The 22,347-nt window shown below is 60.0% G+C and carries 22 protein-coding genes and 1 tRNA gene; 9 read left to right on the top strand and 14 right to left on the bottom strand.

Annotated elements, in window-relative coordinates; translation table 11 throughout:
• Positions 1–99: 99 nt before the first annotated feature.
• The 3 genes from REH59_RS21230 to REH59_RS21220 all read right to left on the bottom strand — a co-directional run bounded on the left by REH59_RS21230 (position 100) and on the right by REH59_RS21220 (position 2,662).
• A complete protein-coding gene (locus REH59_RS21230; protein ID WP_010952874.1) occupies positions 100–1,071 on the bottom strand; it encodes a magnesium and cobalt transport protein CorA in 972 nt (323 codons plus the stop codon).
• A gap of 68 nt (positions 1,072–1,139) precedes the next feature.
• Positions 1,140–1,853, bottom strand: coding sequence for a lysophospholipid acyltransferase family protein (locus REH59_RS21225; protein WP_004577086.1), 714 nt, complete (start codon positions 1,851–1,853; stop codon positions 1,140–1,142).
• Positions 1,854–1,972: 119 nt separating this feature from the next.
• On the bottom strand, positions 1,973–2,662 hold the full coding sequence (locus REH59_RS21220) for a crotonase/enoyl-CoA hydratase family protein (RefSeq protein WP_014859501.1): 690 nt from the start codon (positions 2,660–2,662) through the stop codon (positions 1,973–1,975).
• Positions 2,663–2,860: 198 nt separating this feature from the next.
• Between REH59_RS21220 and REH59_RS21215 the strand changes: the two genes are divergently transcribed.
• The 4 genes from REH59_RS21215 (at position 2,861) to REH59_RS21200 (ending at position 6,555) form a co-directional block, all read left to right on the top strand.
• Positions 2,861–2,950: transfer RNA gene (locus REH59_RS21215), tRNA-Ser, on the top strand.
• An 854-nt stretch (positions 2,951–3,804) separates the two neighbouring features.
• On the top strand, positions 3,805–4,191 hold the full coding sequence (locus tag REH59_RS21210; RefSeq protein ID WP_320450353.1) for a hypothetical protein: 387 nt from the start codon (positions 3,805–3,807) through the stop codon (positions 4,189–4,191).
• A complete protein-coding gene (locus tag REH59_RS21205) occupies positions 4,191–4,715 on the top strand; it encodes a hypothetical protein (protein ID WP_123108983.1) in 525 nt (174 codons plus the stop codon). The genes REH59_RS21210 and REH59_RS21205 overlap by 1 nt, the downstream gene beginning before the upstream one ends.
• 271 nt (positions 4,716–4,986) lie before the next feature.
• Positions 4,987–6,555, top strand: a complete 1,569-nt coding sequence (locus tag REH59_RS21200) for a hypothetical protein (protein ID WP_320450352.1) — start codon at positions 4,987–4,989, stop codon at positions 6,553–6,555.
• Positions 6,556–6,778: 223 nt separating this feature from the next.
• Here the strand turns inward: REH59_RS21200 and REH59_RS21195 are convergent, their stop codons facing one another.
• Positions 6,779–7,114: a hypothetical protein gene (locus REH59_RS21195; protein WP_104834178.1), complete on the bottom strand. Its 336-nt coding sequence runs from the start codon at positions 7,112–7,114 to the stop codon at positions 6,779–6,781.
• 153 nt (positions 7,115–7,267) lie between these two features.
• Here REH59_RS21195 and REH59_RS21190 point away from each other — a divergent pair, with 153 nt between their 5' ends.
• Positions 7,268–7,996 (top strand): recombinase family protein, encoded by a 729-nt coding sequence (locus tag REH59_RS21190; protein WP_320450351.1) that lies wholly within the window; start codon positions 7,268–7,270, stop codon positions 7,994–7,996.
• A gap of 342 nt (positions 7,997–8,338) precedes the next feature.
• Here the strand turns inward: REH59_RS21190 and REH59_RS21185 are convergent, their stop codons facing one another.
• From REH59_RS21185 to REH59_RS21170, 4 genes are all read right to left on the bottom strand, one after another.
• Positions 8,339–9,721, bottom strand: a complete 1,383-nt coding sequence (locus REH59_RS21185; RefSeq protein ID WP_320450350.1) for a site-specific integrase — start codon at positions 9,719–9,721, stop codon at positions 8,339–8,341.
• Between the two features lie 395 nt (positions 9,722–10,116).
• Positions 10,117–12,249, bottom strand: coding sequence for a TonB-dependent siderophore receptor (locus tag REH59_RS21180; RefSeq protein WP_014859500.1), 2,133 nt, complete (start codon positions 12,247–12,249; stop codon positions 10,117–10,119).
• A gap of 289 nt (positions 12,250–12,538) precedes the next feature.
• Positions 12,539–12,919: a hypothetical protein gene (locus REH59_RS21175; protein ID WP_003252855.1), complete on the bottom strand. Its 381-nt coding sequence runs from the start codon at positions 12,917–12,919 to the stop codon at positions 12,539–12,541.
• A gap of 215 nt (positions 12,920–13,134) precedes the next feature.
• Positions 13,135–14,322 carry an MFS transporter gene (locus tag REH59_RS21170; protein WP_014754115.1) on the bottom strand — a complete coding sequence of 396 codons (1,188 nt, stop codon included), beginning with the start codon at positions 14,320–14,322 and terminating at the stop codon, positions 13,135–13,137.
• 106 nt (positions 14,323–14,428) lie between these two features.
• On the opposite strand from REH59_RS21170, the gene REH59_RS21165 reads away from it, so the two are divergent.
• Complete coding sequence (locus REH59_RS21165; RefSeq protein ID WP_014859497.1) at positions 14,429–15,313, top strand: LysR family transcriptional regulator; 885 nt, start codon at positions 14,429–14,431, stop codon at positions 15,311–15,313.
• A gap of 39 nt (positions 15,314–15,352) precedes the next feature.
• Here the strand turns inward: REH59_RS21165 and REH59_RS21160 are convergent, their stop codons facing one another.
• Complete coding sequence (locus tag REH59_RS21160) at positions 15,353–16,102, bottom strand: 3-oxoacyl-ACP reductase family protein (RefSeq protein ID WP_003252861.1); 750 nt, start codon at positions 16,100–16,102, stop codon at positions 15,353–15,355.
• 118 nt (positions 16,103–16,220) lie between these two features.
• On the opposite strand from REH59_RS21160, the gene REH59_RS21155 reads away from it, so the two are divergent.
• The gene (locus REH59_RS21155; protein ID WP_014859496.1) at positions 16,221–17,159 is read left to right on the top strand and encodes a LysR family transcriptional regulator; all 939 of its coding nucleotides are present in this window, start codon (positions 16,221–16,223) and stop codon (positions 17,157–17,159) included.
• A gap of 114 nt (positions 17,160–17,273) precedes the next feature.
• Here REH59_RS21155 and REH59_RS21150 read toward each other — a convergent pair whose 3' ends face one another.
• Positions 17,274–17,744, bottom strand: a complete 471-nt coding sequence (locus REH59_RS21150) for a GreA/GreB family elongation factor (protein WP_003252864.1) — start codon at positions 17,742–17,744, stop codon at positions 17,274–17,276.
• Positions 17,745–17,746: 2 nt separating this feature from the next.
• Complete coding sequence (locus tag REH59_RS21145; RefSeq protein WP_003252867.1) at positions 17,747–18,154, bottom strand: hypothetical protein; 408 nt, start codon at positions 18,152–18,154, stop codon at positions 17,747–17,749.
• A gap of 128 nt (positions 18,155–18,282) precedes the next feature.
• Between REH59_RS21145 and earP the strand changes: the two genes are divergently transcribed.
• Together earP and efp are read left to right on the top strand one after the other, a co-directional pair.
• Positions 18,283–19,416, top strand: coding sequence for an elongation factor P maturation arginine rhamnosyltransferase EarP (gene earP / locus REH59_RS21140; RefSeq protein WP_014859495.1), 1,134 nt, complete (start codon positions 18,283–18,285; stop codon positions 19,414–19,416).
• A 48-nt stretch (positions 19,417–19,464) separates the two neighbouring features.
• Entirely contained in the window at positions 19,465–20,034 is a 570-nt protein-coding gene (gene efp / locus REH59_RS21135; protein ID WP_003252871.1) for an elongation factor P, read from the top strand.
• A gap of 234 nt (positions 20,035–20,268) precedes the next feature.
• Here the strand turns inward: efp and REH59_RS21130 are convergent, their stop codons facing one another.
• The 3 genes from REH59_RS21130 to REH59_RS21120 form a co-directional block, all read right to left on the bottom strand.
• Complete coding sequence (locus REH59_RS21130; RefSeq protein WP_012053329.1) at positions 20,269–20,697, bottom strand: organic hydroperoxide resistance protein; 429 nt, start codon at positions 20,695–20,697, stop codon at positions 20,269–20,271.
• 140 nt (positions 20,698–20,837) lie between these two features.
• A complete protein-coding gene (locus REH59_RS21125; protein ID WP_014861691.1) occupies positions 20,838–21,293 on the bottom strand; it encodes a MarR family winged helix-turn-helix transcriptional regulator in 456 nt (151 codons plus the stop codon).
• A 58-nt stretch (positions 21,294–21,351) separates the two neighbouring features.
• Entirely contained in the window at positions 21,352–22,305 is a 954-nt protein-coding gene (locus REH59_RS21120; RefSeq protein WP_014861690.1) for a LysR family transcriptional regulator, read from the bottom strand.
• Positions 22,306–22,347: the final 42 nt, after the last annotated feature.

Raw genomic sequence — 22,347 nt, 5'->3', positions numbered from 1 at the left:
GGTGGCAACCCTTCGCGGGCACGCCCGCTCCCACAGGTGATGCACAATTTCCAGCATTGTGCGCAACCTGTGGGAGCGGGCGCGCCCGCGAAGAGGCCATCAAAGCCAACCCGATTTCTTGAAGCTGGCATACAACCCGGCACACCCCGTCGCAATCACCCCCAGTACCGCGAAGTAACCGTAGTGCCAGCTCAGCTCCGGCATGTTCTGGAAGTTCATCCCGTAAACCCCGGCAATGGCCGTAGGGAATGCCAGAATCGCCGCCCAGGCCGCGAATTTGCGCTGCACGATGCTTTGCCGTGACGATTCCAGCAGCATGCCGATCTCGATCGTCTGGCTGGCAATGTCGCGTATGCCGGCCAAGTCTTCCATCTGCCGTGTCACGTGAATTTGCACATCACGAAAGTACGGGCGCATGTTCTTGTCGATGAACGGGAAGCTCAGGCGCTGCAGTTCTTCGCTCACTTCAACCAGGGGTGCCACGTAGCGGCGCAGGCGCAGGATGTCACGGCGCAGGCTGTGCAGGCGGCGGATGTCGTCTTCCCGCAGCGAGCCGCCCAGTACGCTTTCCTCCAGCGCTTCGATCTCGCCATGAATGGCCTCGCTGACCGGTTGGTAGTTCTCGGTGACGAAGTCGAGCAGGGCGTACAGCACGAAGTCTTCGCCATGTTCCAGCAGCAGGGGCCGAGCCTCGCAGCGCTGGCGGACCATGGCGTAGGATTTGGAGTGGCCGTTGCGGCAGGTGATGATGTAGCCGTTGCCCGCGAAGATATGGGTCTCGATGAATTCCAGTTTGCCTTCGTGGCGCACTGGCGAATAAGTGACGATGAACAACGCGTCACCGAAGGTTTCCAGCTTGGGCCGGCTGTGTTTTTCCAGGGCATCTTCGATGGCCAGTTCGTGCAGGTTGAACTGCGACTGCAGGTTGGCCAGCTCCTCGGCATTGGGCTCTTCCAGGCCGATCCACACAAAATGCCCCGGCTTGCGCGCCCACTCGCTGCCTTCGTCGATGCTGATGTTGGTGACCTTTCTGCCGGCGCTGTACACCGCCGATGCCACGACTCGACCCATGGTTGTCCGCTTATTCGATTGAACACGGATACAGCTTGGGCTGTACCCGGCTCCAGAGCAACCCCGGATCAGGCCAGTTCTTTTTCCATGCGGTCAATGCACTGCTGCATTTGCACCCGGCATTGCTCGATCAGCGCGGGCAGGTCCTGCAGCGTCATGCCCGTCGTGGCAATGGGCGGCAGCGAGCGCACAATCACCGTGCGCTGGCGCCAGCTGTTCAGGCTCAGGCGCCTGGCATAGCGGCTGACGCAGACCGGCACGATCGGCACACCGGCCTCGATGGCCATGTGAAACGCGCCTTTCTTGAACGCCAGCAAATGCTCGCCGGGATTGCGGGTGCCTTCGGGGAAAATCCAGATCGAGGTGTCGTCCTGCAGAACCCGGGTGGTCTTCTGTATGGCCCTGCGTGCCTGATAGGCATTCTTGCGGTCGACCAGCACGTTGCCGCCCAGCCAGAACAATTGGCCGAACAGCGGGATCCAGCCCAGGCTCTTCTTGCCGATGGCGACGGTGCGTTGCGGCACCACTTGGCCCAGCACGAACAGGTCGAAGTTGGACTGGTGGTTGGCCACGATCACACACCCGGGTGGATGGTCCCACAATGGGCCGACTTCGGCCTTGACCTTGATGCGCATCAGCCAGGTGGCCGGCAAGCTGTAGAGCCGGGCGAAAACGCGGCTGTTGTCAGGGTTGAAGGGGCGGCACAGACCAATGATCAGGCCCACGGCGCCAACGGCAAGAAAATGCAGCCCCAGCAGGAACATACGCAATGAATAAAGCATGGTACGGCTCACACCAGACGGTCGCGGGCAGTGTACGGGTGTGCACTGGTTGGGGCAAACCTTGGTGCAGGCCTGTTCCGGCCTTTTCGCGGGCAAGCCCGCGAAAAGGGCCCGTGCGTCTAGCCCATATGCTGCTGATCCAGCTCGATCGCCTTGTCCAGCGCCTCCAGCAGCCCTTTGCGCACTTTCAGCTTAGTGTTCTTGTGCGCCAGCATGTTCAGCTTCTTCAGCTCTCGTGCTACAGTCATTGCCGCTTCCTGCAACTGCTCGGCCGGTACCACCTTGTCGAGGAAGCCGGCATCCACGGCACCCTGCGGGTCAAATACTTCGGCATTGATCACCGAGCGGTGGAAGGCCGAGCGGCGCAGGCGGTCGCGGGCCAGTTCAATGCCGGCGTGGTGCATGGTCATGCCGATTTGCACTTCGTTCAGGCATACCTTGTATGGCCCATCGACGCCAATGCGGTAGTCGGCCGACAGCAGCAGGAAGGCGCCCTTGGCCACCGCATTGCCGGGGCAGGCGACCACCACCGGGAACGGGTGCGACAGCAGCCGGCGGGCGAGGGTGGAACCGGCGGTGACCAGGCTGATGGCGTCCTTGGGGCCGCGGGTCATCACCTTGAGGTCGTAACCGCCTGACAGAATGCCCGGCTGCCCGGTGATGATCACTACTGCACGCTCCTCGGTAGCGCGGTCCAGCGCTGCATTGAAGGCAGTGATGACGTCCGGCGAGATGGCATTGACCTTGCCGTTGTTCAGGGTAAGGGTGGCGATGCCGTCTTCGGCGTGGTAGGTAATCAGCTCGCTCATGGCAGAGTCCTTTTGTTGGCGTGGCGACGACGTTACCCAGCGCCAGGGGCGAGGTAAAGCAGCAAGGCTGACTGGTCGGTCAGTGCTCATGGCAGCCCAAGTGCAAATACATGAAAAAATTGAAAAAAATGCTTGCCAAAGGGAAAGTCTTTCACTAAATTAGCGCACCTCGACAGGCCGCAAGGCTTGAAGAGAAACGGTGAAGTGTCCGAGTGGTCGAAGGAGCACGCCTGGAAAGTGTGTATACGAGAAATCGTATCAAGGGTTCAAATCCCTTCTTCACCGCCACATTCGTAAAAGCCCCGCAAATCAATGGTTTGCGGGGCTTTTCATTTGTGGATTGTACTACTCGATTGTACTACTCCTCAGCCTCTCTTCCCGGCGCTCCGCCGCTGGGAGTCCTAGTTAGCCCTCAAATCTCCTTATCGCAGTATTCCGTTCAGCTTATGCAGGCGAGGCGGATAGACTCTGATAGCCGTCTATCCGCAATGCAAGAAAGTGCTTGCATCATGTTTGAATGTGTGCTTGACAATTCTCTAGGTCCGTGGTAGACTGTGCTCTTCAGTGGGGAATCCCACTCGACCCTCCTCCCCGTGATACCCATATCCCCGACTGCTAGTGCACCGACTGAGACGAACGGCTCTGTCAGTGCGGCATAACCTGTTGCTCGATCCAGGGCAGATGATCGAGACCTCATTGGGTCGCAAGTTGTACCAAGAGGTTAATTAGGCTTCGGGAGTCTTAACTTCAAGGTATTCTCCGGCCAGGAGAGCAACGCAACTGGCCACTACTTTATAGACTTGCCCCGCAACGGGGAGCCCGCACTTCAGCTTAGAAGCGCAGTACATCTTGAGCCCAACTTGACCCCGAAGCTCTTAGCAGAGCTAGGGGTTTACTTTGCCCGCTGTAAACCTTTAATTCATGGATATAACAACTATGGCCCAGCGCCCTTTAAAACGTAACACCTGCTCGGGATGTGGACGAATCCACTACTCCCGCTCTCCACTAACCCGCTTCTGTGGGTCAACTTGCCAGAGTCGTACTTGGCGGCAGAATAACAAAGCCACCCAAGAGCAACTTGAGCAAGAGTACCTTGCCCAAGAAGCCGATAAATCAGCCCAGCAAGAAAGGGATGCCGCTTGATGAGCAGTAATATTGTCTGGCTCGAAGTTCGCAAGGATAACGGGGCTATCTTATCTTACTACCTGAATAAGCCTTCAGCCCCTTCTGCTACAGTGGATTACGTCCAAGCCACCAATGACGAACTTCTGTACTTGAATAGCCTAGAAGACTTCATTCTCCCAGCTGGAATGGTAGCCACTCTAGATGACCTTGTGGGCCACAGAGAGCGTTTGCAAGCAGCAAAGAAGAAGAGCCTGCCCCTACCCGCAGGGTCGAGCAAGAAGCCCTCACAGAGCATTGCAGGGGGTACTGATAATAAGCAACGTGCAACCAAGAAGCTTTCCAAGGCAGAGTTTATGTCAGGCTTCAAGAAGGTTGATAAGCCAACCAAACAAGGAAATGAATAATGACCACATACACCTATGGACTCGACGTTGTGGAGTTCTTTAAATACGATGATATAGAGCTACAGCAACTACTTGATCAGCGAGTTATCCGATATAACAGTAATTCGGAAGGGCTCAGCCATAAGGGGATGGCTGCTAATGTGGACTTTGTTCGCCACAAACCTCTTGAGATGTCCCTGATCGAGCTTCAAGAAGAGGTGCTGCAGGGTTATAGAATTGTAAAGGCAAATGCCGAGTCCTTGTTCTTCAAGGCCATTCTGCGGAAGCCCGAGAAGGTAATTAAGACCGAGCTACGCAAGCTAGAAGAGTTGGTGCGTACTGAGTATGAACAGAGTCGGTATGAGCGTAATGCTGCTGAGACTGCTCGCCAAGTTGAGCTCACCATCTCAATGCAGCGCCGTAAAGCAGAAGCAAAGGCAGCAGCCGAGCAAGCAGCAGCACTGGCCGCACAGCAAGCAAGTGAAGAAGCAGCCGCCCTGGCCGACCTTCGCCGCGCCTACGCGGAGCCTGCCGAGGTGGCCTAGCTGGTCTCCTTGCGTATGCACTTGAAGGGGCAGGTAGTATAGATTCTGTCCGCCTTAATCGCTTAAACCCGCATGGCACTAGGGCTCCAGCCCAATCAGCTATGCACAATTCCAGTAGGAACCTACATGCGAATCTCAGTATACCGGCCTGAACATCAAGCGAAGTTGCTTCGCTTGATGGAATACACAGGCGCCATTAACCCAACCCGGCTAATCGAGCAATTGATTGTTGAAGCTGCCATGCGGCTTGATTCCCTAGAGAGTGGAACGAATGTCACCAAGCAAGACCAAGAAGAACAACACCCGTAACTACAGTTACACCTGCGCTACCTGCGATACCCCTTTCACAGGACACCGAGAACAGGCAGATAAGAGTAAACGCTTCTGCAAAGATAGCTGTAGGAAGGCCAAGTCAAGAGAGGCTGATAAGGCAGCAAAGCGCCAGTCCCGCATAGAAGTGCAGAAAGTACAGTGGAGCAAGAGCACGGCAGGCCAGTTTGCTATAAGTCAGTGCAGGCGAGAAGGTAGCGTAGCCATCCTCTGGGGAAACACTACGGCTTCCCTTGTCGAGTTTGATAAGTTTATTAAGCTCTACAAGAAGTGCCATGGTTACGATCGAAAGGCTCGGAAGTCTCTTTACCACCGCTGCCACATTCAGGCCAGCAGAGGTACAGACGGTTCCACAGGCGCCTTGCACTACCTTAACCTGTTCATCGGCCTGGATATGCACAACCAGAAGGCCGGTAACAAATTTATTTCAGTAGATGCAGGCTTGAGAGTTCCTGCAAGCAAGTTTATCAAGAAGTGGGAAGTCACCAAGGGTGATACCAGTCGGCAAATTGTCGATAAGATTCACGCCCTTCTAGGTGATGATTTTACCAACTATGTAAATCAGCGCCTTCTTATTAAGATGGACACAGTGCACGAGCTAGCCAAGCGTATCTACAATAGACAGCAGAAGGGCACAGCAGTAAAGGAGCTAGAGCGACGTTATACGCTCTCTGAGTTAGAGCAGGAATCTCTCGACGATTTGGAAAAGATGGATGCGCTTCAGCGTGGTAATAGTTCTGTTGCCAGCTACAGGCCAGAGTCCCTTACCCGCGCCCCATTGTGCGTATATGCCGATGAACTGGAGCGGGTGGCTGCTGTATCTCTCTCAGGGCGTCACAGGGACAATTGCCTATTTATGCTTGACCTTGTGCGAGTTCTGGGCGCCTACATTGCTCAGGCGGAGTTGCAGGTAGCAGCTCAGATGGGTATTGAAGAAAGTGTCGTCCATGAGAGGTTCATGTCATTGAAGGATGCAACGTGGGAACCACTAGCTTACTTGTGCCACCTACAGCCGTGGGGGAGGCCAAGGTATCCATGGCAAAAGTCCAGGCCACTGCTAGAGGCAGACCGCCAGCACCTAATTAACAGTATTCTTGAGCATTGCTACAACGCCCTAGCTGGTGCAGACGTGCCTAGAGAGTTGCTACGGAATCGCCTGTCAAAGCGCCTCTATGTGGTCAATCTGGTGCCTACAGTGCAAGCACCAGACAAGTGGCGCTATAAAGCCTCGGGAGGCTGGGATAAGTTCCTTGAGGGCTTGTACTCCGATGCTGAGCCGATATGGCAGGCTCTGCTTGCCCTGGACCTCTGCACTCCCGAGCAGCTAGAAGAAGCTCGCACAGGCTTGCTGTGGAGCCTCCACCGGGCAATTGAGAAGGCCCGCCGCGTATATCGGGCCTCAAGGCGCGTAAGTAAGGCAGGCTGCCCAGAGCACTTGGAATACCCGCCGATCCTCATTGACTTGATGCAGGCAGGCAATAGTGAGATGGCCGTACCGCTGGTGGCATAGGGGTATATCCAGCTTTGGCGATACGCCCCGCTGGCGGGCGTGAATGCCACGCCGGGATGACGCACTTCTGCGTCCTCCCAGTATCTATTGCCGATCTAGGCAATATCTAATTGCTCTGGGGCGCCTGTGCTGCCGCTTACATACCCTTACACCCGGCTAGGCCCCTATTTACGGGGCCTCCGCTAGACCTGGGTTAAGCTAATCGCCTTAAATACGTTGAGATTTACTTTCCTCGCTGACTTCTGCCCCAAAGTCTCAGCGAAGGGAAGAACTCAAGGTATTGGCCTACGCCGTAAACCAGCAGAATCCCCAGTGCGGATACGACGTACTTAGTTTGCATAGCCATCGCAAAGCCGTCCTCGCAAGTTTGCACCGCTCCCCAGGTTGCCTGCGGCTCGCAACCTATTGCTATCTTGAAGAGGTGCATATTATGGGTGATGCTCCACAGCAGCCCGCCCCGTGGGTTGTAGCCATCCGACAAGATTAACGCGATCACGATTAAGACTAGGCTAGCCGTAATCGTGAGCAGACCTTCCTTCTTCACCTGCTTGAAATCCATTATTTAGTCTCGACTGTAGACACGCTGCGAGAAGCGATGATGCCCCAGGCGCCTTTGTAGTGCCATAACGTTCGCAGGATTTATTACAATGGTTGATCGGTCGTTGTAACAGTTGTAAACTGATATCATCAGCCACTGCAAGGGATCACCGCCATGGAAGTCGTTGCCTACTACCGCGTATCTACCAAAGGGCAGGGCGAATCCGGCCTCGGTATTGAAGCCCAGCGGGAGTATGTGCATATCGCTGCTGAGAAGCAGGGCTGGACGATTGTGGCTGAGTACACCGACTCGGGCGTCTCTGGCTCGCTTCATCCGCTAGATCGGCCAGCAGGTGCTGCTGCTTTCGCTCACCGCCTCCCGGTGATCGTGGCCAAGCTCGACCGTCTAAGTAGGGATGTTGAGCATATAGCAGGCTTAATGAAACGTAGTACATTCAAAGTAGCGACCATGCCCAACGCCTCGACGGTGGAGCTACATATCTATGCTGTTCTAGCGGAACAAGAGCGCACCTTTATCAGCGAACGAACCAAAGCCGCTCTGCGGTCACTGGAAGCTCGTGCTGCTGGTGGCGATGCAGAGGCCGTCCAAAAGATCAGTAACCGCTCACAAGCGCTCGCTAAGGGCCGTAGCATGTTGAATAGGTCCAGGGGTCACGCCACCCAGCGCCAGCAGGCAGACGACCGCGCAGCACTGCTCAAGGACGCTGTAGAGAACTGCATCCTCAAGGGGGCTGGTAGCCTACAGGCGGTGGCTGACTGCCTAATAGCACGCAACATCCCCACTGCCCGTGGTGGCCAGTGGTCGCCAACCGCTGTAATGCGAGTGATGCAGCGCCTTGGCCTAGAACTGAGCAAGCCCACCAGTGCTCCCGTGGTCTCATAGAAAGTGCTTATGGCCACCCCAAGGGTGGCTTGATACCCTGCCACGTTCCTGTGTATTCAGTAGCGATACCGATACGGCCCCGCCATTGTGCGGAGCTTTACTTTGGCCCTCTATATTTAAAAATCAGCCTATGCGGTGGCACAAGGCAGAGCCAGGGGCGTTAAGCACCGACCGCCATTCAGCCTGATCTCAGCCGTTTGCCCAGCACCCCCGCTGTATATTCCGCCCCTGAATCCGCAAGTGCCATTTACGAAAGGCAGAGGTCGCGTTTGAAAATTCAGGGGGCGCCAGGGTGGCAAGACTTTGCCTCAAAAGTGAGTGAAAGCCTCGCCCAGGTGGAGATCAGATGGGGAGGGCGGGTATCTTGGAGATGGCCGTTAGCTTCTGTGCTGCGCTTGCACCCTTTGAATATACGTCGTGTGTCACCGAACCTGTTTCATGTCCAACCAGTTCCTTTGCCAAGGCGTCTGGCACATCTGCCCTGATAAGCTCGGTGACTACGGTGTGTCTAAAACCATGAAATACGTGCAGCTTGCTGAAGCCTGCTGCCGTACGCAACCGACCGAATGCCTTGGATATCGCGTGAGAGCGTTTGCCGTAGTGGTCATGTGAGTTGGTGGGGATTAGGAAAGTGTCAGTGCTGTCTTTGATTAGCCGATTGATGGTTGGCAACAAGCTTGGGTGAACAGGCACCACACGCTTGCTGGCCTTGCTCTTGCTTCGGGGGAAGTCGAAGCACGGGATGCCGTCAACGGTGATAACACTGTCTTTGGTAAACTTGCATAGTTCTTCGATCCTGCCGCCTGTGTACCAGCCCAGGAGGATCAGGTCTGCAAGCGGTTGGTCTTTCTTCTCCAGGGCCGCTTTATGCAACTTGAGGGCATCGGTCCGCGTGTAAATCTCCCTGTCTTGGCCTGCCGTCTCAGACCCTCCGCCTTGTGGCAGTTCGTGGCCAGTGAACGGATTCACCTTGTCTTTGTACTCTACGCGCCAGCGTTCGTCATACTTCGCCGCCCACTTCCAAAACGCAGTACCGGCCATCAGGTACTGGCTCAATGTCTTGGGGGCACGGTTCAGGGATTTCAACCACTGGTCTACCGTGTCGAAGTTGATCGGTAGGGCCTCTTGTTTCAGGAACTCAGATAGCCGTTCCAGCTTACTCACCTGCTGGTCAACATGCTTAGGTGCTCCGCCTCTGCTCTCTCGGAACTCACGGAATGCTTTAAGGCGGGCCGGGGTGATTGCCACAACTGCTTTTGCGTTGAGGGTGCCAAGGTAAGCGGCAGGGGTTCGTAAGAGTTCCTTCGCCTCTGCTACCTCTGTTGCGGTAAGGCCATATGTTTCCGTTGCCTTTCGTGCAGTGTCTGCATGGCCTCGCGCAAGCTTCTCGTTAAAGGCACTTACGGCTGCTGGTAAGTCTGTAGGCGGGCCCTTCACGAACTTTTGCAGCGCTTTGTGAGTTAGCTTTTCCATGGCGCTACCCATCAGAGCAACCTCGACCTTCCAGTTCTCCTTGCGGTTCTGTACCTGCGCTCTGGCTGCTGCGATTTCAGCTTTCCATTGAGCGAGGTAGGGCAGGCTCGCTTCCTTAGCTTCCTTGCGGAGCCCAGTCTTCAGCGACCGAATCCGTACCTTGCAGCCAATTGCTTTCTGTACATCGGCAGGGATGGCCAGCCTAACGTACCATGTGGATTCGCCTTTCTTCTGGATCAGGTTGTCGGGCATTGAAGCAGCCGTATCGTAGTGATTTGGGAAGCGGATTGTACTACTCAATTGTACTACTATTCACGCTGTAAGCCCCGCAATCCCGTGATTACTGGCCGGGGAGTCCTTGAAATTCAAATCCCTTCTTCACCGCCACATTCTACGAAAAGCCCCCGCGCTGAAAAGCACGGGGGCTTTTTGTTTTCAAGGCCATTGGGGCTGCTCCGCAGCCCATCGCGACACAAGGCCGCTACCACACGGATCGCGCCAGCTTTTAGAAATTGAGCAAGACAGTTGCTCCCACGGGCAATTGGAGTGCCCCCAAGAAGTTGGACACCAATCCAACCCTTGGGGGCAGTCCACACCTGTGGGAGCGGCCTTGTGTCGCGAAAGGGCCGCAGAGCGGCCCCGGCAATCTAGAAGCTGATCGAAGCCGAAAGCCGAGCGGTACGCGGTGCCCCCTGGAACAGGTAGTTATCCCCCAGGTAATCGCCCACATCGCGCCAGTATCGCTTGTCCAGCACGTTATCCACCGTCAGCCGCAGCACCGTGTCATACCCGGCAACACGGGTACTGTAGCGGCTGCCAAGGTCGAACACGGTATACCCGCCAACCTCCACATTGCCCGCCTGGCTCGCATACTTGCTGGCGCTATACCGCGCCCCGCCCAGCAGCGCCAGCCCCGGAACCGGCAGGGCATATTCCGCATGCAGCGCCGCCCGGAATTTAGGCACGTTGATCGCCTGGTGGCCTTCATAGGCTTCGGTGCCGCTGTTCTGCACCCGCGCCCGAATGGCTGCCGCACTGGCCTGTACCTGCAGGTTCGGGGTCACCCGACCGCTGGCGCCCAGTTCCAGGCCGGTATTTTTCTGCTGGCCTTGCTGCACGTAGGTGAAGTTGCCGGTGCTGTCCGGGCGCGCGTACTGGTACGCCTGGCGGATCTGGAACAGGGCGGCACTCAGGCTCAGGCCTTGCCAGTCGTGCTTGACGCCCAGTTCCAGTTGGCGGGAGGTGGTGGGCGCCAGGATCTCAGCTGCATTGCTGGAGAACCAGGGGGCCGTGCCTCCGGCAGACAGGCCCTTGGCGTAGCTGGCGTATACCGTGGTGTTCGGCTGCGGTTTGTAGATAAGCGCAGCGTTGGGCAGCAGTTCGTATTGGCGGGTATGGCGCCCGGCTACGCCGTTCTCGTCCCAGGTCTTTTCATCCAGGCGCACTTCACGGGCGCCCAGCACGGTCTGCCATTGTTCGTTGAAGCTGATGCGGTCGCTGACGAACAAGCCGTACTGGCGGCTGTCCAGGCGGCGTTCGCTGGCGCCGACGGGTTTGTCGGACGGATCGAGGTCCGGGGCGCCGGTATGGATGTTGCCAGTACCAAGCCACTCGTTGTAGTACGGGCGCTGATCCAGTGTGCGTCGCTGCGCACTGGTACCCACGGTCAGCTCGTGCCCCACCCCCAGCGCATCGAAGTGCCCGTTGAGCATGGCCTGTGCCTCGTCGGTACGGCGGGTATCGTCGGGGCTGCGGAAGTCATAGATGTCGTAGTCGCCATTGCTGCCGAAAAACGCCCCCTCGCTCGAACCCCAGGCAAACGCGCTGTAATCGTCGATCACCACTTTGCTGCGGGAGGCGCTCAAGGTGCCGGTCCAGGTATCGTTGAAGCGGTATTCGAAGCGCCCGCCCAGGTTCAGCGAGTCGTTCTGCACAGGCTTTGCCCAATGCTGGTAGGCCAGGCGGTCTTCCGGGTCTATGCCGTGGGGCACTTCAGTGCCTCCGAGCAGCTGGTAACCCGGCACCGACGACTGTTCGCGGTGTTGATACTCGGCATCCAGCTGCAGGGTGGCATCCGGGTTGATCTGCCAGTCGAATGCCAGCGAGGCGAAGTCGCGCTTGCCGTCAGCGTGGTCGACGTAGGTGCGGATGTCTTCATGGGCCAGGTTGGCGCGCAGGCCGAACTGCTTTTCGCTGCCGAACCAGCCGCCAAGGTCGGTGGCCAGATAGCGTTCGCCTTGTTCGTTGGTCGATACCGTGACGCTGCGTATGTCTTGGGCCCGCTTGGTCACATAGTTGATCAAGCCGCCCGGCTCCGACACGCCGGTCTGCAGCCCGGACAGGCCCTTGAGCAATTCCACCTGCTGCTTGTTTTCCAGGGCTACGTTCTGTTCGCCGGCAATGGTCTGGCCATTGATGCGATAGCTACTGGCGGCGTTCAGCTCGAAGCCGCGCACATTGAAGTTTTCGTAGTAGCCGATGGGGGCATAGCTTTCGCCGACCGAGGCATCGCTTTGCAACACTTCGCTAAGCTTGCGTACCTGGCGGTCTTCCAGCAACTGCTGGCTGAACACGCTGACAGAGGCGGGGGTGTCGAGCAGTGGCGCGGGCTGGAAGCCGGCCACCGCGGCCTGGCGTGCCTGGTAGCCATCATTGGCGTAGGTGTCGGAGACCTGCAGCGGGGCCAGCACCACGCTGTCTTCGGCAAGCACAGAGGGGCACTGCAGGGCCAGGCCCAGGCTGAGCAGGCTCAGGGGCAGGCGGGGGTGATGCGGGGGCATGCGGTGGGGCTCCTGGATGCGCGATACCTGTACTGGCCCTTTCGCGGGTAAACCCGCTCCTACACTGGTTGGGATACACCAGTTGGTGATGCACCGGGCGGCGATACACCCGTTGGTGATGCACCGGGTGGCGATACACCCGTGGGTGATGCACCGGGTGGCGATACACCGGTTGGTGATACCCCTGTAGGAGCGGGTTTACCCGCGAAGAGGCCGGCACAGGCCATGAAAAAGGCGGCATCTTACCAGCCGCCCTCTACATAAAACGATCCAGGCCCGGCGTATTCAGTCAGCCTGTCTTGATCGGCCGCTTGTGCTGCCGCCAGTTGTCATCGATCTTCGACCAGGTCTTGCCATCGGTAATGGCCATCAGCTTGCGTCCATCCTTGAAGGTGGCCAGAAAGGTTGCTTCTTCTTCCTTGCCACCCAACCACAGCCCGGCCAGCAGCCCTACTGGCCCTGCCACCAGGGCGCCGGCCACGCCCCAGCCCAAGGCGCTGCCAAGGCTGCGGTTGGTTTCCAGGCTGGCCAGCCGCAAGTCGCTGATGCGTGCCAGGGAAATCCGCTCACCGGGTGAGGGGCTGCGCGCGGTCTTGAGTGTGAGCGATCCATTGCGATACTCGCCTTCACCTTGCAAGAAATCGCCGGACTGTACCGTGAGTCTTGTCATAAATTCATCCTGTCAGGGAAAGGGCATTCCAGCGCTTAATGAGCGCTGCCCAGGCAGGCAAGTCAACGGCATTGCGACGGAGGGTAGTGCGGTACTTTGTCGCCGTGGCTGGCCTCTTGGCGGGCACACCCGTACCCACAGGCGTATCAGTGCCCTGAGGTTTGTGAGGCACCTGTGGGAGCGGGCGTGCCCGCGAAGAATCCAGCGAGCGTTTTTCAGGCCACCTGCAAGGCATTCTTGCGCTTGCGTTCGGCCCATCCCCAGGCCAGCAACGCCAGCCCGCCAATCACCAGCCCGGCCACCACGATCCCCATCCAGCCCTGGCGCTGGAACAGCTGGGTGCCCAGCAACGACCCAAGCGCCCCGCCAATGAAGTAGCAGGTGATATAACCGGCATTCAGCCGCGTACGTGCCTCGGGCCGCAGGGCGATCACTGCGTTCTGGTTGCTCACATGCACCAGCTGTACCGCCAGGTCGAGCATCAGCACCCCCAGCAGCAAGGCGAGCAGGGACTGTTCGGCAAACCCCAGCGGCACCCACGACAGCAGCAACACCACCAGGCCCACGGTGGTACCCAGCGCGCCCTTGCCGCGGTCTGCCAGGCGCCCGGCCCAGTTGGCCGACAACGCACCCGCCGCACCGGCCAGGCCGAACAGGCCGATCACTGCATCCGAATAGTGGTAGGGGCCTTTCGCCAGCAGAAACGCCAGGGGTGTCCAGAACAGGGCGAACAGGCTGAATGCCAACAGACCGAGCAGCGAGCGCAGGCGCAGCACGGGCTCTTCGATGAACAGACGGAACACGGAGCCGATCAGTGCCGGGTATTTCAGCCCGGCGTGGCTGTGGTGCTGTGGCAGGCTGCGGTACAGCGCCACGGCGGTAACTGCCATCAGCACGGCGGCCAGCACGTAGATACTGCGCCAGCCACCCAGCTCGGCCATGAAGCCGGCAGCAGTACGCGCCAGCAGGATGCCCAGCAGCAGGCCGCTCATCAGCGTGCCGACCGCGCGCCCACGCTGATGCGGCTCGCTCAGGGTCGCTGCCATCGGCACGAGGATCTGTGCCACCACCGAGAACAGCCCGGTCAGCGCCGTGCCGAGCAGCAGCCAGGGCAGGCTGGGTGCACAGGCGCTGATGACCAGGCCCAAGGTGGAGACAACGGTCATCACGGTAATCAGCCGGCGCTGCTCGAACAGGTCGCCCAGCGGTGCTAGTAACAACAGGCCGGCGCCATAGCTGAGTTGCGCGGCAATCACGATGCTGCCGGCGCTGGCGGTGCTCAAGCCAAACTGCTGGGCGATGCTGTGCAGCAGCGGTTGGGCGTAATAGTTGCTGGCCACGGCCAGGCCTGTGGCGGTGGCCATCAGCAGGATCAAGGCGCGGCTGAGAGTGGGGGTGTGCATGCAATTCTCGTGGGGGCAGTGGTGTGTGGTGATGATTATCAGGAAGTGTCAGGCATGACACCAATGTATAGTTTTCAACCTATTCATCTTGAAAGCAGATAAATCGATGAACCTCAAGCAGCTCGAATATGCCCTTGCCGTGGCCGACACCGGCAGTTTTACCCGCGCGGCGGAGCGCTGCCATGTGGTGCAGTCGGCGCTTAGCCATCAAGTGGCGCGGCTGGAGACGCAGCTGGGGGTGAGCCTGTTCGAGCGTAGTTCGCGACGGGTGCGCCTGACACCTGCGGGGGAGGCCTTTGTACTCAGTGCACGGCCCGCGGTGGAGGCGGCCCGGCGCATTGCCGATGACGTGGCAGCGGCCTGCGGCCAGGTGCGCGGGCGGCTGGCGATTGGTGAAATCAGCTCGCTCACCGCGCTGGACCTGGTCGACCTGTTGGCGGTGTTTCACGGTCGTTTCCCGGATGTGGATGTACGCTGGCTCACGGCCAAGAGCGAATTGCTGATTGCTGATGTGCTCGAGCGGCGCCTGGACGTGGGTTTTATCGGGCTGTGGCAGGGCGAGGTGGTGCAGGGGGTGCAGCATCGGTTGCTGGCCCGGGAAGAACTGGTGGCGGTGTTGCCGTTGGGGCATCGCCTGGCGGGCAGGGCACAACTGGCGCTGGCTGACCTGGCAGGTGAGGTGTTGGTGGACTTCCCCGAAGGCACCGGGGCGCGACGCCAGACCGACGAGGCGTTTGAAGCAGTGGGGTTGCAGCGTCGGGTGCAGTTCGAGATCGGGCATGTTCGTCTGGTGGAGAAATTCGTGCAGCGGGGCATGGCCGTCGGCCTGGTGCCCGAGCGGGTGGCTCAAGGCATCGAAGGGGTGGCAGTGGCGCGGTTGGTGGATGCCCCGGTGCGGCACTTGTATGCGGTGTGGTCGTCCAGCCCCACACCGGCTGCCCGGGCTTTTCTGGACGTGATGGAACAGTGCCTGGGGGCACACAAAGGCTAAGCCTGTGCCGGCGTTGTCGCGGCACAGGCAACCGTTCAATCAGGCTGCAAACCCACCATCTACAGTCAGGCTGGCCCCGGTGATATACCCGGCTTCAGGCCCTGCCAGGTAAGCCACAAAGCTGGCAATTTCTTCCGGCTCGCCATACCGCCCAATGGCCATCAGCGGAATCAGGCTCTCGGCAAACTCGCCACTGGCCGGGTTCATGTCGGTGTCCACTGGGCCGGGCTGCACATTGTTCACGGTAATGCCCTGCGGCCCGAGGTCGCGTGCCATGCCGCGGGTCAGGCCAACCAGTGCCGACTTGCTCATGGCGTACGGTGCACCACCGGCAAACGGCATGCGTTCAGCGTTGGTGCTGCCAATGTTGATGATACGACCCCCCTGGCCCATATAGCGTGCGGCGGCCTGGCTGGCGACGAACACGCTGCGTACGTTCACGGCCAGCATGCGATCGAAGTCGGCCAGGTCGAACTCTGTCACCGGGGCCACTGCCAGCACACCGGCGTTGTTGACCAGGATATCCAGCCGGCCCAAGGCTTTTACGGTGTCATCCACCGCCAGTTGCACGGCCGCGGCATCAGCGCTGTCAGCCCGCAGGGCCAAGGCTTTGCCACCGTTTTCGGTAATTTCTCGAGCCAGTTCTTCAGCCGGGCCGGCAGAGCTGACATAGGTGAAGGCCACTTGCGCGCCTTCGCGGGCCAGGCGCCGCACGATGGCTGCACCAATGCCTCGGGAACCGCCCTGAACCAGGGCCACTTTGCCTTCGAGTGTAAGTTGCTTGGACATGCTGTTCTCCTGCTGGAAGCCAGGCCGAAATGCCTTGGATGGGCACAGTATCGGCGCTCGATTGCCTACTGATAAGATGGTAATCACTATCAGCAGAGTAAACCTTTGGTTGCTAATCATGGCCATGGAATCATTCAGCGCGTTGGAATGCTTCATCCGCAGTGCCGAGGTCGGCAGTTTTGCCGAAGCCGCTAGGCGCCTGAGCCTAACCCCGGCTGCCGTGGGCAAGCACGTTGCGCAGCTGGAAGCGCGCCTGGGTGTGCGGTTGTTCCAGCGTAGTACCCGCAAGCTGACCTTGACCGAAGCGGGGCAGCGTTTTCTTGGCGAGGTCAGTGACAGCTTTCGCACCATTCAGTACGCCGTGGCCAACCTGGCCAGTGCAGAAGGCCAGCCGGCCGGGTCGTTACGGGTGAGTATGGGCACGGTGTTCGGGCGTTTGTACGTGCTGCCGTTGCTGGGGGAATTCTTGCGCCGTTACCCGGCGATTACCCCGGATTGGCATTTCGACAACCGCCAGGTGGACCTGATCGGCCAGGGCTTCGATGCAGCGATTGGCGGTGGTTTCGAACTGCCGCCGGGGGTGGTGGCGCGCAAGCTGACCCCGGCGCACCGGGTGTTGGTAGCGGCGCCGGCCTATCTGCAGCGGCACGCGCCGATAGAAGACCCGCAGGTGCTGCAACGCCATGACGGCATCCTGGTGCGGTCACCGCAGACCGGGCGGGTGCGCTCGTGGCCGTTGACCAGCCGTTGGCAGACGCAGCAGCCGCTGCAATTGCGTCAGGCGATGACCATGAGCGATTCGGACGCGGCGTGCGCGGTGGCCGAGCAGGGGCTGGGCATTGCCCTGGTGAGCCTGCCGTTTGCCGTGCCCTACTTGCTGGCCGGGCGGCTGCTGCGGGTGTTGCCGGACTGGTATGTGGACGATGGGCATATCAGCCTGTATTTCGCCGAGCACAAGCTGTTACCGGGCAAGACCCGGGCGTTCATCGACTTTGTGGTGGAGCAGTTTGCCGAGCAGGGGCTGGCGGGGCGGTTCGATGCCCTGCAGGCCCTTTAGAGAATTATTGCCTGTGCCGGCCCTTTCGCAGGCTCGCCCGCGCCCACAGGGATATCACAGCCCTGAAGACAGTGGGGTCCTTGTGGGAGCGGGCGTGCCCGCGAAGAGGCCGGTTCAGACAACATCGACAATGAACGATACCTGTGCGCCCAGGTTCACCTCGTCATCCACGCGCTTGCCCAGCAGTTGCTGCCCCAGCGGCGATCGTGGGGTAATCACCGTCACCAGTCCGTCACCCTCGCCAATCTTCAACCCCGCTGCCTCAGGCCCGAGAAACAGCCGGCGTTGCGCGCCATCTTCATTTTCCAGGGTCACCAGGTTGCTTACCTGCACACCGCGCGCCGGGTCGTAATCACGCAGCAGCAACTGCTGGTAGATCACCAGCGCCTGGCGGATCTCGGCACTGCGGCGGGCCTGGCCGGTGGCCAGGTACGAGGCCTCCAGGCCCAGCGTGTCATACTTGTTCTCGGCAATGTTCTCTTCGGCGGTGGCGGCCTCGTAGGCGGTTTGCGCCGCGCGGGTCAGCACGTCCAGGTCATGCGCGAGGGTGGCGACAATCAGCGCCAGCAGGTGGGGCTTGTCCATGGTCAGTAACAGAACTCCAGCACGTTGGCCTGGCTTTTTTCGGTGGGCGCGGTACGGTTTTGCTGCAGCCAGAACTGGCACTTGGGGCTGTTGAGGTTGCGCGGGTTGCCTTGGGCGGCATCGGCGGCCTGTTGCAGCGCCTGTTTGTGCAGGATGTCCTTGTAGCGTTCGAACATCTCGGCCTGGGCATCCTGGGCATCCTGGGCAGTGGCCGGTGCAGGCGTTGCAACGGGGCGGTCTGCATGCGGGGCTACCACCTGGGCCAGAGGTTGCACCTGCTGTGGCCACAACTGCTGGGCCAGCCACAGGCTCGCGGCAATGGCCATGGCGCCCAGCCACAGGCCCAAGGCAACGCACATGATCAACGGCAACGGCTTGAGGGTGATCTTCAATTCACGGTGGCGCGGCATGGCAGCCTCCTGGCAGCGTGGTAGGGGGCATTGTCGCATGCGCTTGGGCATTTTTCTGCGCAGGTGCTTTTGTCTGCGCCAATTTATGCGCAGAATTCGCTGTTTTTGCACCCGCACGGGAGGGGCGCATGAAAGCCACCTGGGACATCTTCTGCAGCGTCGTCGACAACTACGGCGATATTGGCGTGACCTGGCGCCTGGCCCGGCAGTTGGTGGCCGAGCACGGCCTGGCGGTGCGCCTGTGGGTGGATGACCTCAACGCTTTCACGCCCATGTGCCCTGGCGCCAATGCCACGGCGGCGCAACAGTGGCAACACGGCGTGGATGTGCGCCACTGGCCGGCAGCGTGGTTGCCGGTGGCGCCGGCCGATGTGGTGATCGGCGCGTTCGCCTGCCAGTTGCCCGCGGCGTATGTCGAGGCCATGCGCGCCCTTCCGCAGCCGCCGCTCTGGTTCAACCTCGAGTACCTGAGTGCCGAGGACTGGGTGGAGGGTTGCCATGGTTTGCCTTCGCCGCAGCCCAACGGTTTGCGCAAGGTATTTTTCTTCCCGGGCTTTACCGACAAAACGGGTGGTTTGCTGCGCGAGGGTTCGCTGCTGGCCCGGCGTGACGCGTTCCAGCAGTCGGCGGAGGCGCGCCGTGCCTTTTTGCAGGGGCTTGGTGTAGACCTTGTGCCGGATGCGCTGCTGATCTCGCTGTTTGCCTATGAAAACCCGCAGCTGGGCAACTGGCTTGATGCCCTGGCTACAGCTGACCAGGCCTGCCACCTGTTGGTCCCGCAAGGGCGCATCGTCGCGGGGCTCAGCCAGTGGTTGGGCGAGGGGCCGCTGCACGTGGGTGATGTGCGCACCCGTGGGGCGCTGACCGTTCAGGTGCTGCCTTTCGTCAGCCAGGACGACTTCGACCGGCTGTTATGGAGCTGCGATTTCAATGCCGTGCGTGGCGAAGACTCGTTCGTGCGTGCGCAGTGGGCGGGGCAGCCGATGCTGTGGCACATCTATGTGCAGGACGAGAATGCCCATTGGGAAAAACTCGAAGCGTTCCTCGCGCATTATCGCTGCGGCCTGTCAGACGATGCCGATGCAGCCCTGCTGGGCCTGTGGCGTGCCTGGAACATGAATATCGACATGGGCCAGGCCTGGCGGGCGGCCCGCCAGCATTGGCCGGAACTGCAGCAGCATGCCCGCCTTTGGGGGGCGCGACAGGCCGCTCAGCCGGACCTTGCCACAGCGCTAGTACACTTTTACCGAAATTCGCTATGATACGCGGCCTCGATTTTTATAAATCCATCCAGATTCGGATACTTCGTAATGAAAACTGGTAAAGAACTGAAACCCGGTACCGTCCTGCGGATCGACAACGACCCGTGGCTGGTTCAAAAAGCTGAGTTCACCAAGTCGGGCCGTAACAGCGCGATCATGAAGACCAAGCTGAAGAACCTGCTGACCGGCTACAAGACCGAAACCGTATACGGTGCGGACGACAAGCTGGACGACGTGATCCTGGATCGCAAAGAAGCGACCCTGTCGTTCATCAATGGTGACGAGTACACCTTCATGGACACCACCGACTACACCATGTACGAGCTGAACGCCGAGGACATCGAAGCCGTTCTGCCGTACATCGAAGAAGGCATGGAAGACGTCTGCGAAGCCGTGTTCTTCGAAGGCCGTCTGGTGTCGGTTGAGCTGCCAACCACCATCAGCCGTAAAGTTGTCTACACCGAGAACGCTGCTCGCGGTGACACCTCCGGCAAAGTCATGAAGCCTGCCAAGCTGGCGAACGGTACCGAGATCTCGGTGGCCGACTTCATCCAGATCGACGAGTGGATCGACATCGACACTCGCGACAACAGCTTCAAAGGCCGCTCCAAGAAGTAATGCTTCTTGCGAGACGCAAAAAACCCGGCGCAAGCCGGGTTTTTTTATGCCTGTGTTTTCCCAATCCTCAGCGCGTGCTTGTGCTCGCGCTTTTGTGGGAGCGGCCTTGCGTCGCGATAGGGCCGCAAGGCGGCCCCGGCAATTTCTGCCTACATGCCGAACGCCTGGGGCCGCTTCGCGCCCCGTTCGCGACGCAAGGCCGCTCCCACAGGTCACCGCGCCAGTCTTTGCGCCTTAGACGGTTACGTGCAGGCGCACATCCACATTACCGCGGGTGGCATTGGAGTACGGGCACACCTGATGCGCCTTTTCCACCAGCCCTTCGGCATCGGCCTGGGCCAGGCCCGGCAGGTTGATGTGCAGGTCGATGTCCAGGCCGAAACCGCCCGGGATCTGGCCGATGCCCACCTTGGCGGTGATCGAGGCATCTGCCGGCAGGGCTTTCTTCTCTTGCCCGGCCACGAACTTCAAGGCGCCGATGAAGCAGGCCGAGTAACCGGCGGCGAACATCTGCTCGGGGTTGGTGCCGTCACCGCCCGCGCCGCCCAGCTCTTTGGGGGTGCTGAGCTTGACTTCCAGCTTGCCGTCGCTGGAGCGGGATTTGCCGTCGCGCCCACCGGTGGAGGTTGCTTCTGCGATGTACAGCGGAGTGACCTTTTGCATCTTGAGCCTCGCTAATGTGCTGTGCACTCCCGTTTGCAGGAGGGCGGGGGTTGGTGTGGGATTTAAATTAGCGCGCAATTAGTTAGCGCGCAAGATAAATAATCACCGTTCATCCGAACGGCCATCTCACAGCATAGCGCTCAGAGGTTTTTCTGCAGGTTTTCGCGCAGGTTCAGCAGGTCGGCTTGCAGTTGCTGCAGCTGCTCCAGGCTGCGCCCGCTGGCCTTGAGAATGCATTGCGGCACCTGTTTGGCCTGCTGTTGCAGGGCGCGGCCTTTGTCGGTCAGCTGTACCATCACTACCCGTTCATCTTCGCGGCTGCGGTTGCGCTGCAACAGGCCTTCGCTTTCCAGGCGCTTGAGCAGCGGGGTCAGCGAGCCTGGGTCGGTCAGCAGGTGCTGGCTGATTTCGCCCACGGTCAGGCCGTCACGCTCCCAGAGCACGAGCATGGCAAGGTATTGCGGGTAGGTCAGGCCCAGCGCCTGCAGCAGCGGCTTGTAGACCTTGGTCATCAGCAACGAGGTGGAGTGCAGGGCGAAACAGACCTGGTTGTCCAGCAGCAGCTCGTCACAAGAGGCTTGGGTGTCGGCGTTCATGCAGGTCCTTGAAAGTCATCAATGGAAAATTCTGGCACGCTGATCATCAGTGCGCGAATTAATCGCGCAGTTCACTGCGCAAGGCCAGGTCCCAGGGTGGAATCGGGCTGAAGCGGCTCTTGAGGAATTCGAGCAGCAAACGGCTGCGAGAGTTCGTTTCATGTGCCAGGCGTAGCGCGTAAATGCCGCTGGTCTCGGCTTCAGGCAAGCCGCCGTCGCAAAACAACGGGATCAGCTCGCCGCGCAGCAGGTATTCACTGATCAGCCAGGTGGGCAGGTGGGCTATCCCCAGGCCGGCGAGGGCGCCGAACAGCAGGGTTTCCGCATTGTTGGCAGCCATGCGCATGCGCGCGGGGCGGTACAGGCGGGTTTGCCCGGCCACACTGAAGCGCCAGGCGAACGGCGGCGCCAGGCCATCCCAGTCCAGCCCGTCATGCCCGGGCAGTTCGCTGGGGCAGGTGGGGATGCCGCGGCTGGCCAGGTAGGCGGGGCTGGCGCAGGCAATGCGCACCATGTAGGCGAGCGGCGTGGCGACCAGACGGGTGTCGGCCAAGGGGCCGGCGCGCAGCACCAGGTCGACCTCGCCCAGGTGGCTGCCCTGCAGGTCGACGAAGCTGTCGATCAACCGCAGTTGCACGTCCAGGCCCGGGTAGGCCACCAGGAAGTCGGCAATGGCCGGGGCCAGGTGGCGGCGGCCAAACGCGGCAGGGGCGTCGATGCGGATCAGGCCTTCCGGGGCATTGCTCAGTGACACCGCTTCAGCCCGGGCCAGGCGCAACTCCTCGATGATGCGCCTGGCCCGCTCGGCAAAGGCGTTGCCTGCAGGCGTGGCCCGCACCGCGTGGGTGCTGCGGGTGAACAGGCGGCTGCCGACGGCGCTTTCCAGGTTGTCGACGCGCCGTGCTACCGCAGACGGGGTCAGCGGGTGGCGACGGGCGGCGGCAGAAAAGCTGCCGGTTTCCAGCACATCGAGGAACAGGCTCAATTGGTCGGTCAGGGTATCGGGGTTCATGGCTGCCTTGCTTTTGCGAAAAACGCACAGCCATTGTGCGCT

Origin of the sequence: Pseudomonas sp. BO3-4 (assembly GCF_034044115.1) — a bacterium.
Classification (GTDB): domain Bacteria; phylum Pseudomonadota; class Gammaproteobacteria; order Pseudomonadales; family Pseudomonadaceae; genus Aquipseudomonas; species Aquipseudomonas alloputida.
Note: the sequence above shows the minus strand (reverse complement) of the source record. Positions and strands in the feature narration are given on the sequence as shown.